The sequence below is a fragment of the Streptomyces sp. NPDC059564 genome (assembly GCF_042735575.1).
In the GTDB taxonomy this organism is placed as follows: domain Bacteria; phylum Actinomycetota; class Actinomycetes; order Streptomycetales; family Streptomycetaceae; genus Streptomyces.
Genome location: NZ_JBHWBP010000002.1, coordinates 1 through 16,072, shown reverse-complemented (window position 1 = coordinate 16,072; position 16,072 = coordinate 1). Strand labels below are relative to the sequence as shown.

General features: G+C 69.4%; 9 protein-coding genes and 1 pseudogene. 5 read left to right on the top strand and 5 right to left on the bottom strand.

What is annotated here, in order from left to right; translation table 11 throughout:
- Together ACFV0Q_RS00800 and ACFV0Q_RS00795 are read left to right on the top strand one after the other, a co-directional pair.
- A complete protein-coding gene (locus ACFV0Q_RS00800) occupies positions 1 to 258 on the top strand; it encodes a hypothetical protein (protein ID WP_384998310.1) in 258 nt (85 codons plus the stop codon).
- Entirely contained in the window at positions 255 to 635 is a 381-nt protein-coding gene (locus ACFV0Q_RS00795) for a hypothetical protein (RefSeq protein ID WP_384998307.1), read from the top strand. Before ACFV0Q_RS00800 ends, ACFV0Q_RS00795 begins: the two co-directional genes overlap by 4 nt.
- Before the next feature lie 172 nt (positions 636 to 807).
- On the opposite strand, the pseudogene ACFV0Q_RS00790 reads toward ACFV0Q_RS00795, so the two are convergent.
- Positions 808 to 1,176: pseudogene (locus ACFV0Q_RS00790) on the bottom strand (SMI1/KNR4 family protein); the annotation flags it as partial.
- 541 nt (positions 1,177 to 1,717) lie between these two features.
- On the opposite strand from ACFV0Q_RS00790, the gene ACFV0Q_RS00785 reads away from it, so the two are divergent.
- Positions 1,718 to 2,317: a hypothetical protein gene (locus tag ACFV0Q_RS00785; RefSeq protein WP_384998304.1), complete on the top strand. Its 600-nt coding sequence runs from the start codon at positions 1,718 to 1,720 to the stop codon at positions 2,315 to 2,317.
- A gap of 203 nt (positions 2,318 to 2,520) precedes the next feature.
- Here the strand turns inward: ACFV0Q_RS00785 and ACFV0Q_RS00780 are convergent, their stop codons facing one another.
- From ACFV0Q_RS00780 to ACFV0Q_RS00770, 3 genes are all read right to left on the bottom strand, one after another.
- On the bottom strand, positions 2,521 to 3,033 hold the full coding sequence (locus ACFV0Q_RS00780) for a hypothetical protein (RefSeq protein ID WP_384998301.1): 513 nt from the start codon (positions 3,031 to 3,033) through the stop codon (positions 2,521 to 2,523).
- Positions 3,034 to 3,198: 165 nt separating this feature from the next.
- Positions 3,199 to 3,654, bottom strand: coding sequence for a hypothetical protein (locus ACFV0Q_RS00775; protein ID WP_384998298.1), 456 nt, complete (start codon positions 3,652 to 3,654; stop codon positions 3,199 to 3,201).
- Between the two features lie 65 nt (positions 3,655 to 3,719).
- The gene (locus ACFV0Q_RS00770; protein ID WP_384998295.1) at positions 3,720 to 9,854 is read right to left on the bottom strand and encodes an RHS repeat-associated core domain-containing protein; all 6,135 of its coding nucleotides are present in this window, start codon (positions 9,852 to 9,854) and stop codon (positions 3,720 to 3,722) included.
- 743 nt (positions 9,855 to 10,597) lie between these two features.
- Between ACFV0Q_RS00770 and ACFV0Q_RS00765 the strand changes: the two genes are divergently transcribed.
- On the top strand, positions 10,598 to 14,767 hold the full coding sequence (locus tag ACFV0Q_RS00765) for a ricin-type beta-trefoil lectin domain protein (RefSeq protein WP_384998293.1): 4,170 nt from the start codon (positions 10,598 to 10,600) through the stop codon (positions 14,765 to 14,767).
- Between the two features lie 60 nt (positions 14,768 to 14,827).
- Here ACFV0Q_RS00765 and ACFV0Q_RS00760 read toward each other — a convergent pair whose 3' ends face one another.
- The gene (locus ACFV0Q_RS00760) at positions 14,828 to 15,238 is read right to left on the bottom strand and encodes a hypothetical protein (protein ID WP_384998290.1); all 411 of its coding nucleotides are present in this window, start codon (positions 15,236 to 15,238) and stop codon (positions 14,828 to 14,830) included.
- Between the two features lie 93 nt (positions 15,239 to 15,331).
- On the opposite strand from ACFV0Q_RS00760, the gene ACFV0Q_RS00755 reads away from it, so the two are divergent.
- Positions 15,332 to 15,934 (top strand): hypothetical protein, encoded by a 603-nt coding sequence (locus tag ACFV0Q_RS00755; protein WP_384998287.1) that lies wholly within the window; start codon positions 15,332 to 15,334, stop codon positions 15,932 to 15,934.
- Positions 15,935 to 16,072: the final 138 nt, after the last annotated feature.

Below are 16,072 nucleotides of genomic sequence, written 5' to 3'. Positions count from 1 at the left end.
ATGTCCGATGCCAACGTGAGAATCCCCGAGGAAGCCAAGGACCGCCTGGCTGCGATCGCGGCCGCCGAGGGGCTGTCCCTCCGCGCCTACCTGGCCCGCCTGGCCGAGACGATGCTGACGCCGACCGAACGCGCCGAGCGCGCGGAGAAGGCACAGGCCGCGCTGCGCGCCTGGAACGGGTACGCGCCGACCCCGGCCGAGCAGGGCGAGCTCGATGACGAGCTGGACCGCCGCCTTGCGCGGGTGCAGAGCCCGTGAGCGAAGCGATGCACATCGTGCTCGACGAGACGGCGATGGCCGCGGCCGGGCAGGGCAACGTGCTGGCCTCCCGCCTGATCCACCGCGCGCATGCCGAGACCGGATGGTTCCTCTACGCGCCCTCGTGCGCCCTCGTCGAAGCCGACCGGGCCCGTCCCGGCACCGCCGAGCACCTGGCAGCCCTGCCTGGCATCACCGTCCTGGACCTGGACCTGCCCGCCGCGCTCGCTGTGGCGCAGCAGGAGACGTGGGCGGCCGCCCACAGTCAGCATGCGGCGCAGCCCACGGCGGACCGGCCCGAAGGCGCGATCGTGGCCACCACGCTGCCGAAACGCTGGGAAGGCCGGCCGGTCCGGATCCTGGACCTGACCCCGTGAGCGGCCAGGCGCGTCCCTCGGTGTTCGGCCTGGCCGGGGTCGCCTGCGGCGTCGGCTGAACGTCCCAGCTCGGGTCCGTTCCAGCCTCTCTGAGTACTGCTGCCCCGAATCCAGCGCTCTGGTTCGGGGCAGCAGTACATCCGCGATCAGGGCCGGTGCCGCACAAACGCGATCAGGGCCGGTGCCGCACAAAGGTGATGTACGCGTACCCCTCGCCCGCGCGGGGTGCCCGGGTCCAGGAGCGGGTGGTGAGGGTGTGGAGGCGGCCTTGGGTCAGTGCGAAGCGGGGGAGCGAGAGTCCGAGTTCGGTGTGGAGGGCCTGAAGTACGCGCAGTTCGTTGTCCGGCTCGGTGTCCTCCGGGCGGAACAGCCGTGCGGGGTCCAGGGCCTGGGGTATCGCGCCGGAGCGCTGGATCTTCGTACCCCGCACGGTGAACGCGTAGAGCTCCTTGCCCTGTTCGGCCATCGACAGGTGGAACGCGGTCGGGTGGTCACCTGGGGAGGAGCGCCTCGGGTCGCGCCACACGACCACCGCGCGGCCGAAAAGGGTCTCCCCGCCACCGTCGTCGTCCTCGTCGTCGTCCGCGCGAGGCACCCACTCCTCCTGCCACCGTCCCAAGAGCTCATGCCAGTTGAAAGTTTCACCACTTATGAGCCGGATGGTGTCATCCGGCACCGACAACGTCGTCGGCCTATGGCTACGACCAAATGGCGTCTGTAGCCATCCACCCTGATCAGCAGCCCGTGCCGGACCCCAGCAGGGGCAACGGCCACGGCTTCGTAGGCGGGTTCTACGAGAAAGAGGCCGAATATGCAGCCCATGCCCCGATTGCCGAGCTCGCTGAAAGTGCTCGCAAACACGGTCCGGCTAGCCTAAAGTCCCAGGTCAGTAAGTCTGCTCCCCGCGCCTGCGGGGATGACCCACACGAGCGCCACGCCGCCTACAGCAAGGCGCGACTGCTCCCCGCGCACGCGGGGATGCCCCCGGGTTCTTGCCCGGGCTGCCGCGAGAGCGGTTTGGGGTCCCGAGACCTTCACGGGTACCCGCACCGCCGGACCAGGAGGCAGGGGATGCTGGTCTTGTGAACGCCCGCGACCTCGAACTCACTCTGGCGGCCGCCCGCGCCGTAGGCCCCTGCCCACCCGGGGAAGAAGCCGCCTGGGGCGAGCAGGTGCTGGCGCGGGCCGTGCACCTCTATACCCTCGCCGACACCGTCGGGCTGGACCTGGCCAGGCTGGACGCGGCGAAACAGTTCACGGCCACTCTCCTGTCCGTCCTGGTCGAGGACACCAGCACCCGGGGCGTCCTCCTGCTCCGCAACACCTCCGGGGAGCTGGAACGCCTGCGCACCGACCGCGGTGACAGTGAGGCCGGCCGGGCCATGATCGAACGGGCCCGCGGTCTGGTGGGTCACCGGCTGCGCGTCTACCGGCTGAACGAGCAGATGGCCTCCAATGCCAAGCTCCAGGTCCGCACCGTCGTCCACCTCACCGACCATGGCCTGGACACCGACCCGGTCCAGGAACACAGCGCCAAGGAGAACGTGCTGGCCGCCGCCGAGGGGGACAAGGAGGCTGCCCGCAGAGCCTGGCAGGAGGCGGGTCTGCCCGAGTCGGGCTCGGTCTCCATACACCAGCTCGTCGACGCGCTGGCCCGCGTACCAGCGGCCGACGCACTGTAGTAACGCGACCCGTCTTTGGGTGGGCCTCACAAACTCCGTGGTTCTTCGCCTCCTCGTTTCCTGCGCGAGGTTGGTTCACGGGCAGGGAGGGCCCGCTCCCAGCCTGCGTCAGCGCGCGGGCCGCGCAAAGGTTTCGGAGACGTTGCACGATTCGATGTCCCCTCGAGCTCGCCCGCCCGCTCGCTCGCCCGCCCGCCCGCACATCAGGGCTTGCACCGGTCGGGGGACGGCTTCAGGAAATCGGACCGGCCCATCACCTGATCACCCCTGGTTCCGCTGATGACCTTGCCTGCATCGAGCTTCTCCAGGCTTGCGAGTGTGAAAGAGACCCGGCCGTTCAGACCGCGCGACGTGATCGCCCCGTCGACCTTCGCCACATAAGTCCCGGGGGTACGCAGTTCCGTCAGATTTGATTTCTGGTCAACCATCCACCCGTCCAGGGGTTCGAAAAGCTCTATTTGTCCGGGTGCCCCCAGGCTGCTCCTGTTGCTCAGCCGCCAACTCTCATCGGCCGCGTCGGAATCCAGGAAGACCGAAACATAGTCCACGTCGTAGTCTGCGCAAGAGGCGATCAGCAGCCGAACGCCACCGCCCTCGGCCCGCTCCACTGCGAGCAGCGACTTCGGTGCTGGGCCGCACCCCATCAACCCTGACGCAAACAGCGCAGCCGCGACCAGCAAGGCTATTCGCGGCAGCCTGCCCTTCCTGATTCCCATACAATTTCTCATAGGCGCCCCACCATGAGTTCTCATTGCATGGCTGCCGAGTCCGCCTCCCTTGCGGGCGAGCACCTTCCCGGGCGCCAGTGCTTCGAAATCTTGGGGTGAAAGATATCCTTCCGTTCAACCCGCGGCCTCGCACTGCGCCGTCGAGGTCCATGGTCACGCGCAGCGCCCGGCATCCTTCTTCATGAATTCGGATTTTTCGATCACCTTACTGTCCTCGCCGTTCGTGACGATCACGCGTCCAGGTTTCAGTGAATCGAACTGGCTGGGAGTGAAAGAGAGCCTTCCGTCTAGGCCTCGCCCCCGTACTGCGCCGTCGATCTTTACTGTGTATTCGCGACCACCCTTGAGATCACTTAGGGCCGACCTGGTGACACTCCACCCCTGTGGAGGCGAAAACAGATCCACACTCGCCAGCGGTCCGCCCATGGCGTCGTTGATGAGAGCCCACCGCTGATGGCCGACACTGCCACCCGAGCTGGAGACTGAGAATTGCAGTGCGTCATATTCGGGGCACGGAGCGATCAGTACCCGCGCTCGACCTGCGTCTGTCCGCTCGACAGCAAGCAGAGCCTTGGGGGCGGGTGTGCATCCGCCGGCTGCTGAGGCCACGATCGACACCGTAGCCGCCACGGCCGCCATCCGCCGTATAGTCCCCAAGTCCATCTCCGATCCTTTCAGAATTCCAGCCTCTTGCCGGGCACCACAAACTGTGCCGGATACCAAGTCAGATAGCCGCCCCACCAGAGATTCGCCTCTTCTTCGAAGCGGTTCGCATGTGCGACACTGCCCACTTCGTATTTAGACACCCCCATTTCCGCGAAATATTTCAGCGCGAATACCGCCGCGTTTCCCGACCTGGACCATTGCCGGGAATGAGTCCCTTCGTGTCGTTCCAGGTTGGGGCCGAATTTTTCGACCGTTTCGGGTCCGGCTATCGGCAGCATTTTTTCTCGCCATAGGGCCTCATCGTCGAGGCGGTCCGCGAAATCATCCTTATCGCGCGGATAGAAATGCACGTCACCGATCGTCAAGGGCTGGTCGCCCGCCGGAGAACTGCCGAAGCACACGTATTGCTGGGCGCGCTTCGTGCAGCTATCCGAGTACTCGGCGTACCAGTACGCCAGGTCATTGGCGCCGTTCTTCCTGTTCCCCGGGTTGAAGGGGTGGTCGAGGATCTGCGCCCGTGAAACCTCTGCCATGCATGCGGCCCTCACGTCGTCCATCCGGCAGTCGGACGGAACGAACACGGGAGGCGGCGGGGGAAGCCACGGAGGTGCCGGCAGGGGAGTGGGTGGGGCCGGGGGTCTTGAGCCGCCGCAGCCGTAGCGGCTCATGCTGCAGTTGAGGGGTTTGCCGCCGACCGGGGACGGCTTGTACGTGTTGCCGTAGCTTGCGCCGGCGCCTGAGCGGGCCGCTGGGTTTCCGGAGCCGCTGCCCGGCTGGTCGTCGCCCGGGCGGGGTTCGTGGCCCGGGGTGGAGTTGCGGCAGGTGGCGCAGGCGCGGGTGGGGCAGTCGAGTTCGGCGCACAGGCCGCTCGGGTCCGATGTGGTGAGCGGGCTGTTGTTGGCGTAGCTGTACGCGTTGAAGGACTGGCCGGCGTCCAGGATGAGGACCGGGTCGACGCTGAGGAAGGTGCCCGTGCGGGGGTCGTACTCGCGGGCGCCGAGGTGGGTGAGGCCGGTGGTCTTGTCCTGGGTGCCGCCGACGAAGCCCTTCTCTCCGGGCCAGGCCGCCGGAGCGGTTCCGCGTTCCTCGCCGAAGGGCTTCGTGGTACGGCGCTGGACCTGGAGGGTGGTGGCGTCGACGGCGGTGGTGCCGGTGTTGTGGTGGTCGGCCGCGACGTAGGAGAGCTTGCCGTCGGAGGTGCGGACGATGGTGGTGCCGCCCGGAGCCGCGTAGTAGCGGGTGCCGGTGACCTTGTTGGTGGTGGTGTCGAGGGTGAGTTCCGTCGAGCCCAGGGAGAGTGTCGTCTTGCCCGGGTCCCTGCGCAGCAGGCGGTTGCCCGATGCGTCGTAGACGTAGGTGGAGGTGCCGGAGCCGCTGCCGGCCGAGGCGAGGCTGCCCGTCTCGTCCCAGGTCAGCGTCTGGGTCCCGCCGGAGCCGTTGGGGCGGGTGCGGGTGTTGCCGGTCTCGTCGTACGTGACCGGGCTGGTGACCGTCGGGCCGCTGCCGATTCCCCGGGTGGTGGTCGCCGGAGCGTGCGGGCGGGCGGCTCCGGGGGCGGGGAAGGTGGTCGTGGTGGTCACGGTCTTGGCGGTGTCGCCCGCCGGGTCGTGGTCGGTGACCGAGGTGCGGTTGCCCGTGATGTCGTAGGTGAACGACTGGTGGTAGGGGGCCGGCCCGCCGATCTTGCCGGGCTGGGGCGTCGCGGCGGCGCAGCCGCCGATGCCGGGGACGGAGGGGCCGGGCCGGGTGGTGGTGTCGCCGGTGTCGGTCCATGCCTCGGTGAGCCGGTGCCGGTGGTCGTAGGCGAAGCACTGGAGGTCCCGCACCGCGCCCTGGGCGTTGTCGCTTGAAGTGACGTCGCCGGTCGGAGCGTAGGTGTAGGCGGTGGTGTCGAACGGCGTGGTGTCGTTCTGGCGGTTGAGTTCGGTGCGCAGGAGCCGTCCGGTGGCCGGGTCCTGGAGGGTGGTGACGACGAACTGGCGGGGGCTGTCCCCGAAGGTGGTGCGCCGGGCGTTGCCCAGTTCGTCGTAGTCGGTGAAGTTGACGTAGTCGACGGTGTCCGAGCCGTAGGAGCGCAGCAGCCCGTTGATGTTGCGGGCGCCTTCGAGCTTCTCCGAGGGCAGCCCGCCCACGGCCGGCAGGGTGGTGCGGCGTTCGAGGCCGGTGACGGGGTCGTAGGTGGTCGAGGCGGAGTAGGTGCCGCTGAGGGCGCCTTCGCCGTCGGGGACGGTCAGCATCGTGCCGGTGGGCCGGTAGCCGATGTCGTACCCGGTGGTCTCCTGGCGCCAGGCCTTGCCGTTGACCCACCGGGTGGAGGCGGTGGGCTGTCCGGGCAGCAGGGTGTCGTACTCGAACGTCGTCAGCTTCGGACCGTCGGCCGCGTTCAGGTTGCGGGACGTGGGCCGACCGAGGATGTCGTAGCTGGTGAACACCGCGGTACCGCGGGCATCGGTGGTGGAGGCGAGCCGGCCGGCGGTGTCGTACGTGATGGTCGACGTGCCCTTGTCCGGGTCGGCCGCGCGGATCTGACGGCCGTGCAGGTCGTAGTCGTAGCTCCAGATGTTGCCGGCGGGATCGGTGAGCTGGGCCAGTTCCCCGGTGGTCTTGTAGGTGTAGCGGGTCGGGTCGTAGTCACCTTCCGCCGTGGCGTTCTTGTACTGGCGCCGCTCGACGGTGCGCCCCCGGGCGTCGGTGATCACGCTCGTGGCGGTGTCCCCCATGGGTGGGAGCGTATCCGTGCGGTCGGCGCCCGGATAGGCGGTGGCGGTGCGCCATTGTTCCTTGGCCTTGGAGGAGAAGACCGTGGCGGTCGGCCGGCCGAGGCCGTCGTAGAGCGTCGTGGTCTGCGCGGGGACCAGGGTGCTGTCGGGAAGGAACCGTGCCTTCACGGGGGCGGAGTCCCGGTTGGGGTACGCCCCGTTGGCCGTGCTGGGGCGGCCGTGGCTGTCGTAGGCGGTGTCGGTGATCACGCGGCTGTTCACTTCACCGTTCAGCGCGACCGACTGGAGCTGTACTTGCTGCCCGAACGCGTTGTTGATGGCGATCGAGGCGGCGTAGGACTGATCGTTGCGCAGCGACTGGGTGGTGACGGAGCTGGTGCCGGTGTTGGTGAGGTCGTACGTGTAGACGGTGTTCGCGCTCGCGTCACGGGCCCGGCCCGGCAGCCAGACGCTGGTGGTGCGGCCCAGGGCGTCGTAGGCGGCTTCGGTGGTGCGGCCGTTGTGGTCGACCGTTTTGACGGAGAGCCCGCGCAGGGGGTGGAGCGTGGTGGTCGTCGTCCAGCCCTTGGCGTTGGTGACCTTGGTCGTGACCGGGGTGACGAGGGAGGCCGGTTCGTAGACCGTCGTGGTCTTGGCTCCCGCGGCGTCGGTGGTGCTGGTCACGCGGCCGTACGCGTCGTAGGTGACGGTCGAGCCGGGGGTGTACTTGGGCTGGCCGGACTCGAAGCGGTCCAGTGCCTCGGTGGCGGTGACCTGGCCGGGTCCGGTCAGGGTGCCGATGGGCTGGCCGTCGTAGGCGGTGCGGTTGCGGGCGAGGGTGTTCGACTCGGCCGGGGTGGCCGCGCAGTCGCCCTGGACCTGCACGGTTTCGGAGACCCGGTCGATCATCGATGCCGCGGTGTTGCGGGCGTAGGAGGTGGTGGTGCAGGTGTCGGGCAGGCCGTCGGCGCGGTCCAGAGCGGTGAGGGGCATTCCGTAGGCGGTGTCGTACGTGACCGCCTGTGAGGTGGTCTGCCAGGTCCTGTCGGTGCGCAGGGACTTGCTCTGGGACGCTCCGGCTCGCTGCATGCGGGCGGTGAGGGCGGGGAGCTTGGCGCCGCGGCCGTGGCTCGCGGTCGCCGCGGACAGCCAGGGCTCGGAGCGGGATACGGAGGTCGGTTCACCGTAGTCGGAGGCGAAGGTCTGGGTCTCGCGGACCGTGCCCGCCAGGGCGTCGCTGTCCTGGAGAGTGTTTCCGGAGATGCCGGTGAACGTGGCGGTGCGCTTGCTGCCGTCGGCCTTGGTGTCGCCGTCCATGCCGCGCAGGTAGAAGGAGGCGCTCTTGGACACGGCATCGGGGGCGGTGCCGGCGCGCGTGACGACCTGCTCGTAGCCGCGGAACTGGTTCCAGGTGCGGCGCTTGTCCTCGGTCAGTTCGTCGTCGTCACGGTGCCAGGCCGCGCCGCCGACGTACTCGTAGCGGACCTCGCGGGCGGGGGAGCCGCCGTAGGGGTCGAGTTCGGTGACGCGGGTGACGACGTATTTGTGGAACCAGTCGAGGGTGGGGTCGAGGGGGCTCTTGTCGTCCGGGTTCCAGTAGACGGGGTAGCAGCGGGCTCCGTTGGAGTCCTTCGCGGCGGGGAGCCCTGCGCCCGGGGTGCAGTCGGGGTCGGCGTACCCGATGTCGGTGACCTGGCCGGTCTCGGAGGTGATGCCGGTGATCCGGCGCCGGTTGAGGGCCGGCTTGTTGTCGCCACTGGAGTCGACACGGTTGTTCATCAGGCGGCCGGTGAAGGTGACCGGCGGGGTGTCGAGCGTGCTCGCTCCGTCGAAGCCGGTGTGCAGGAGGGAGGCGAGCCACAAGGACGGGGCTGTTCCGTCCTGGGGGCTCGGGAACTCGTGCTTGAGGGCGTACGAGTCGACGCTGCTGTAGCCGCCGCTGCCGTTCAGGACCTGGGTGGTGATGATGGTGAGGCGTTTGGTGGTCCAGAAGGTGGCGGCCGTGTTCTCGCAGGTGGCCGTCGCCGTGCAGCTCTGGTCGAAGGGGACGTCGGGCCATTTGGCCGCGTTCGCCTTGGTCAGCTTGGCGGGCGCACAGTCGAAACCGGCGTCGGGAAGGCAGCGCTCGGCGGTGGTGAAGAGGACCTGTGCGGTGGGCTTGACCGTGTCCGCGTCCGTCAGTCTGGAGCCGTAGGTGATCCTGGCGAGGTTGCCGCCGCGGATGTAGGAGGTGCGCGTACCGTCCGGGGTCGCGGCGGTGGCGCCGCGCTTGTAGTGGTTGGTCTCGGTGTCGTACCAGTGGGTGATCACGCCGCCGCGGGGGTCGACGACGAAGTCGAGGTTCCAGCGCCAGGCCTGCTGGCACCAGGAGGCGGCGAAGGTGGACTGGTGGCATTCCTCGCCGGTGTTGTTGCCGTAGACGGGGGTCGTCCAGGCGGAATTGGTCGCCGGGGCGGTGGAGCTGCCCGGCTTGCGGCCGACGCCGAAGTAGTACTGGGTGCCGTCGGCGGTGGTGATCTTCCAGTGTTCGCCGTTGTTGTCGCCGTTGGACGCTCCGGTCAGCCGTTCGACCTTGGACGCGTCGTCGTTCTCCAGCCGCCACGTGGCGGACTTGTCGTCACGGACCAGGGAGGATGACTTGCCGTTGAGGGACACCGTGGCGTTGTCCGTGGCGAGGCACTGTTCGTTGGAGCCCTCCTCGCCGTCCTTGGAGCAGGGCTTGAACCGGCGCTCGACGAAGCCGGGCGAGTAGTTCCAGCCCTCGCCTATCCAGGAAGCCTGGTTGTTGGTGGCGGCGGTGCGGCCGTCCACCGACTGCGAACTGTAGGAGAGGGAGATGCTCGGCTTGCTGCCGCCGAGCCCGTCGGGGACCTCGATGGGATAGGTCCAGGAGAAGCCGCCCGTACTGCCACCGCTGCTCCAGGTGCCGGACGGTGCCAGGCTCGTGGCCGTGTAGGTGCCTGCGGGACCTCCGGGAGCGGCCGCTGCGGCGAGCACGGTGGTTCCGGCCGGGGCGGTGGCGGGCCGGGGCCCATCAGCCGTGCCGCTGCCGTTTCCCTTGAGGGAGACCTCCGTACTGAGCAGCCCGGGACGGTCCCCGTCCTTGGCCGTCGGCAGGGGAGTCCGCGTACGGCACTCCGCGCGCTCGGGGGTGGTCAGGGCGCACTCGGGCAGCGCGACGAGGCGGGCCCTGGAGAGCCAGTCGCCGCCGAAGCCGCCGGCGATGGCCGAGACGTCGACGGACACCTTGACCGGGGAGCCGTCCTGAGCGCCTTCGGCCGGCCGGACTCCGAGCAGGAGGCCCTGGACGCCGGCCTTCTCGGCGGCCGCCCGGTCGGCGAGACGCACAGCGGCCTTGCCGGTACGCGGCGCGTCCTTGCCCGGGGCCGCGGAGACCCAGACGGGAGCGGCGCCGGCCCGGCTCGGGTCCAGGAGGGGCGTCACGGGGGCGCCGGCGGAGGGCGTGGGTACGGCGAACGGTGAACGGGGCCGCGCGGCGGCCGGCGGCGCGCCGAGATCCACCTCGACCTGAGCCGCCGCGGGCCAGCTGACTTCGGGCGGGGTCCAGGCGGGGGTACCGTCGCCCGTCGGAATTCTCCGCTCCGGCTTTGACGCATTCCTGCCGGAGACCGATTCGGTTTTCGGTAATGCGCCCGGTGACCAGCGGCGGGAGTCCTTTGGTTTCCATTCGGAGGACGCCTGGGCTGTTCCCGCGCCCAAGATCAAAGATAGAATGATCAAGAGGGCGGCCGAGGTGCGGCTCCATGTCACCCGGACCCGTCTTGTCGCTAAAAGATCATTTGCTACCGGCACGGCATCCCCCACGGTCACCGAGTAGGTCAATTGGGCCGGGAGCCTAGCCGGTTCACAAAGCGAAAACACAGAACAAGGCGGACAAGACATGCCGGGCCGACGCCCAGGCTTCGAAGATCTGTCCGAAAGGAGTCCGTTCGCTTGCGTGATGACTGAATATCAACTCCGCAATTGATCCCGATTGCGTGAATACGCGACCGGGAATAGTAAGTTCCGCATTTTCGGCAACGCTGGAGCTGTCGGTGGAGGCTGTTAGCGTTCGCGCCCAGTTGTCAGTCACAACCACACTGGGGAGTTTTGCCGTGGGGGGCACGCTGAGAAGAACACGACCGGACCGGCGGCGGCCGGTCTGGGTTGCCGGGCTGGTTTCGCTCGTGCTGGGCATCACCTCGGTCGGCGCGGCTTTACCGGCGTTCGCCGCGGGGGAGCCGACTGCCGGCGCCGTCGGGGAGCAGGGCGCCGGGAAGGCGCAGGAGCCGCCCGAACGGCCTGTCACCGAGCGGCAGCGTGCCGAGGACAGCGCTCTGGCGGAGGCCCGGCGCACCGGGAAGCCCGTACCCGTCCCGGCCGCGACCACCGAGACCGACACGGTGGTGGCGCATCCGGACGGCACTCTCGGGCTGACCCGCAGCGTCGTGCCACTACGGACCAAGCGGGGCGACGGCTGGGCGGATCTGGACGCCACCCTGCTCAAGGGAGCCGACGGCGCCCTCCACCCGAAGGCCGCGGCCAGCGGTCTCACCCTGTCCGGCGGCGGCTCCGGCCCGCTCGCGACCCTGGAACAGGACGGCAAACGGCTCGTACTGAGCTGGCCGGAGTCACTGCCCGAGCCGTTGCTGGAGGGGCGCAGCGCGCTCTACCGGGAGGTCGCCCCCGGCACGGATCTCAAGGTCACGGCCGACGAGGGCGGCGGTATGTCCCAGGTCCTGGTCGTGAAGTCCGCCGAGGCCGCCCGCCACCCGAAACTGGCGAGGCTCACCATGGGCCTCAAGGGTGACGGCGTCACCGTCTCCGAGGACGCGTCCGGCATCCTGAAGGCGGCCGACGACTCCGGCCGTACGGTGTTTCAGGCCCCTACCCCGATCATGTGGGACTCCAGCTCCGGCACGACGCCCACGCCCGCGCCGGGGACGGTCTCCACAACCGCCAAGGCGCCCCACGCGGCCAAGGCCACGGCGGCCGACGGCACGGCGCCCGCCCCGGACCCGGAAGCGGCCAGACCGGCCTCCGACAGCGACGGACCAGGCGACCAGGCCAAGGTCACCCGGCTGCAGACCGACCTCGGCAAGGACTCGGTCGCCCTGACGCCGGACCGCGCCTTCCTCACCGACCCGGGCACGGCCTTTCCGGTCTACATCGACCCGGCCTGGCAGCCCACCAACCGCGGCACGCAGCACTGGGCCTGGGTGCAGGAGGCCTACCCCACGGAAATCCACTACGACGACTACGGGGACACCTACGACCCGGGCGTCGGCTACCAGCGCTGGCGTTCGCGGACGGGCCTGGAGCGGTACTACGTCCAGGTCGACACCGGTGACCTGCGGGACAAGAGCATCAAGAAGGCCTCGTTCTTCGCCACCCAGTCCTACGCGGCCGACGCCACCTGCAGCCGGACCTACACCGTGGACCTCCACTCCACCGAGCCCCTGATCTCCAACATCACCTGGAACTCCCAGCCCCGGGACTGGGAGGTCCTGCGCACCACCGCGATCAACAGCGCCGGCGGCCCCGGCTGCCCGGATGCCACCACACGCGGAGAGTGGGACGTACGGGACCACCTGATCGCGAACGAGTGGCGCGGCAGCCTCACCTACGGCCTCTTCGCCTCGAACGAGTCCAGGAGCAGCGGGAACAACTCCTTCAAGCGGTTCACCCGCGACAAGAACAACCTGCCGTTCCTCTATGTCGAGTACAACCGGGCGCCCGCGGCCCCGTGGGGCCTCGCCATGAGCCCCGCGCCGCAGAACCCGAATGGCAACGGCTGCGGCTGGGTCGGCGCGACCGGATACGCCGACCTCGGTCTGGGGGCCTGGATCGGCGACCCGGACAACCAGCCGGTCTCGGCGCTGTTCTACGTCACCGACGCCGCGAGCGGGGCCGTCGTCCACGACAGCGGCCGGGTCGGCGAGGCGACGGGCAACCACTGGGCCTCCACACGTCCCACCAATCTTTCGGACGGGCACACCTACTCGTGGGGAGTGGCGGCCAACGACGGCGACATGGACTCCCCGTGGGTGAGCGGCTGCACGTTCACCCTCGACGTGCAGCCCCCGTCGGTCCCGGTCGTCACCTCGGCGGAGTACCCGCCGTCGGGCACCCTGCCCGGCGCGACGAAGCACATCGGCCAGAACGGCACCTTCACGTTCACCTCGGCCGACACGACCAGCGGCCTCCTGTACTACGAGTGGGCCTTCAACTCCGTCATCCCGGTGGGCGGTGCGAACCGCGTCGCCCCGGCGGCCGACGGCAGCGCGTCCATCCCGCTGACGCCGACGACCTGGGGCACCAACCTCCTGCGCGTACAGGCCGTCGACCGCGCGGGCAACCGGTCGCAACAGCAGACGTACACCTTCTACGCGCCCGACGACCCGAACGCCAAAACCACCCTCGGGGACATCACGGGCGACGAACGCGTCGACCTCGTCGCACCCACCGCCGGCGGAGACCTGGTCGTCTACCCGACGGCGGTCGATCCGGCCTCGGGCGGCACGCTCGCCTCGAACGCGGCAAACAGTCCCGGCGGCAAGGGCTGGGGCAACGGCACCCTGACCACTCACCGGGGCGGCAACGGCATCCGCATCGACGACCTGTGGGCCTACCGCGACGGACAGCTGAGGCTCTACCGCAACTCCCTCACCCAGGGCGGTCTCGCCGCGAACGGCGGCCTCTACTACACAGCCGCCAATTCCGTGACCGTCCAACGGCCCTACGCGGAGGACTGCACGGTCGCCGTCACGGGCCGGCCCTGCGGCACCGCGTACATCGAGGACTGGACCCGGGTCAAGCAGATCCTCGCCGTCGGCGACGCCCTGCCCGAGCAGGGCGTCGAGCCCCGCAACGACCTGCTCACCGTCGAGAGCAACGGGACGGGCGGCTCACAGCTCGTCCTGCTCCAGGGCAAGGCCTCCACGGGTGCGCTGCGCGATCCGGTCGTACTGGTCCTGAGCGCCACCGGCTGGGACAACCTCACCCTCATCGCGCCGGGTGACGCCACGGGTGACGGGCTCCCCGACCTGTGGGCCCGCGACAACACCACCGGCGAGGTCTACCAGTACGCCAACATCGCGGGGAACCCAGCGGCCCTCGGCGACCACGGCAAGCGCACCCGAATCGGCGGGGGCGTCAGCGCGGGCGGCTACCCGGTCATGGGCTCCTCCGGCGACACCAGCGCCGACGGCGTCCCCGACCTCTGGGCCCTCGACAGCCGCCACCGCCTGCTGACCTGGAACGGCATCGCCACCGCGGGCAACGTCACGCGCTTCGGCGAATCCCACATCATGGGCGACGCACGCATCTCCAGCGGCGCCTGGAAGCTCGACGAGGGCACCGGCACCACCGCGGCCGACGTGCGCGGCCGCAACAATGCCACCCTCAGCGCTACAGGCGCCACCTGGGCCGACGACACCGTCGCCGGTACGGCCGCCAGGGTCATCGACCTCGACGGCAGGACGGGTACGGTCACCACCGCCGGTCCCGGCGTCGACACCAGCCGCGCCTTCACGGTCTCCACCTGGGTCAAGACCGACAAGGCCGGGGGAGTGGTCGTCAGCCAGGACGGACAGCGCTCCAGCGGCTTCATGCTCTGGTCCGACCCGGACGGCACCTGGCGCTTCGCCCTGGGCCGCCAGGACGCCGACGGCTGGAACTACGACCAGGCCGGCATCCGCAACGGCGCGGCCAAGGTCCAGGCCGGCGTGTGGACCCAGCTCACCGCCACCTACGACGACACCACCGGCGCCATCGCCCTGTACGTCAACGGCACCCTGGCGGGCACCGGCCACCACGCCAAGGCCAACGCCTGGAACGCCAACGGCCCCTTGGTCCTCGGCCGCTACAAGTACCAGGGCAGCCCCGACACCTTCCTCGACGGCCGGATCAGCGGCCTGGCCGTCCACAACCACTCCACCGTCCCCTCCGCCGCCGGCACCTCCCTGGTGTCAGGGGTGAGCGACACCAAGTGCGCGGACGACAACACCGGCGGTACGGCCGACGGCAACCGCATACAGATCTGGGACTGCAACGGCAGCGGCCCCCAGCAGTTCGAGATCCGCGAGAACGGTGAACTGCGCGTCCTCGGCAAGTGTGTGGACGCCGCCGCCAACGGCACCCTCGTCCAACTGTGGACCTGCAACGGAACCGGCCCCCAGCAGTGGCTCCCCCAGGCCGACGGCAGCCTCTACAATCCCATGAGCAACCGCTGCGTGGACCTGCCCCAAGGCCGCACCGACAACGGCACCCAGCTTCAGCTGTGGGACTGCAACGGCTCCAACCCACAACGCTGGCCAGCCCCCGGCCTCGCCTCCCCCCTGGCGGCCACCGGCTGACCCACCCCCGGCCGACTGGTCCGCCGCCCCTCGGCACTTCCGCGGGGAGGCGGACCAGTGTCAGTACCCGGTCCGGCCGACACCGGGCTTCCGCTTCAAGGCGGCGATCAGGATGGCAATGATGCTGGTCGCGACCAGGCTCCCGATCACGACCAGGCCCACACCGACCGCGAAGAGCCCGCTGGAGTCGTCCGACCAGTCGTGGTAGGCGGCAACGGTCAGCCCGGCCGTGGTGGCGAGCGCCGCGGCCACGGCGTGCCCCGAGGACGCCGCCCAGCACACCAGTACCAGCACGCTCAGCCCGAGCCCGATCACCTGCCACGCCTCGTAGGGGCCGGTCGTCGAACCGTCAGCGTGCACGTCACGCTGCTGGTCCCAGCCCAGCCAGGCAGCCCATACCGCCATCGTCACCCCGACCAGCAGAAGGGTCACCAGCAGTTGGCGAACAGGATTCCGCAGTCCTTTGCACATGCCCCCAGTGTTGTGACCCATCCACGCCCCCATCAGGGCGCCGGTACTCAACTCCACCCGAGTACGTAGGCCCCGTGCGGGAGCAAGCGCCGCTTGGTACGGAGGGAAACGGCCAACCTGCGCGAGCAGATCGACAAGCTCTGCGCCGCCCTCGCGACGGCTGAGCGCGAACGCGACCGATGGGCATGCACGCGCGAGACCGTCTTGGCCCTGGCCAGGGAAGACGACCCCGAGGCCGGCTCCCCCGCCCGCACCCCCGTCACGCCTGCCTACCCGCAGATCATCGCCGTGTTCACCAGTGGCGCCGGTCGGTTGCGGGTGAGGGAGGTCTGCCGAGCTCTGGGCAGCGGCATCGATCCCCGACACACGGAGGGGATGCGATCGAAGCTCAAGAAGCTCGTCGCCCGCGGCGTCCTCACCGAGCCCGAGGCGGGCTCGTTCGCCCTTGCCACGAAGCCCGGCGTGCAAGGCGAGCGTCCGTGGACAGCAGTCGGCATGAGGTATCGACGCTTGGATCGACGCATCGCCGTCGCCGCGCCTCCGAGCGGTCCCGTGTGGGCGGGGCATTCCAGGAAACCGTCCTGGGCCGGGCTATCAGTGAGCTTCTTCGAGTTGGCCACCGATCGGGTGATCGCGACTGAGCGCGCTTCAGTGTCGAGTGGGCGGCTGCAGCATCCGGTGCCAGCAGCTTGGTGAGCCGGGACAAGGGGCCGCTCGAAGCTTGCCGGCCTGAACGCCAACCCGGCGGCAAGGCCGGTGAGCGACGATCAAGCTGTTGTCAGCCGCTGGTTCTAAGGTCGGCCCTATGACATCAGACCTGGTCCAGGACTCATG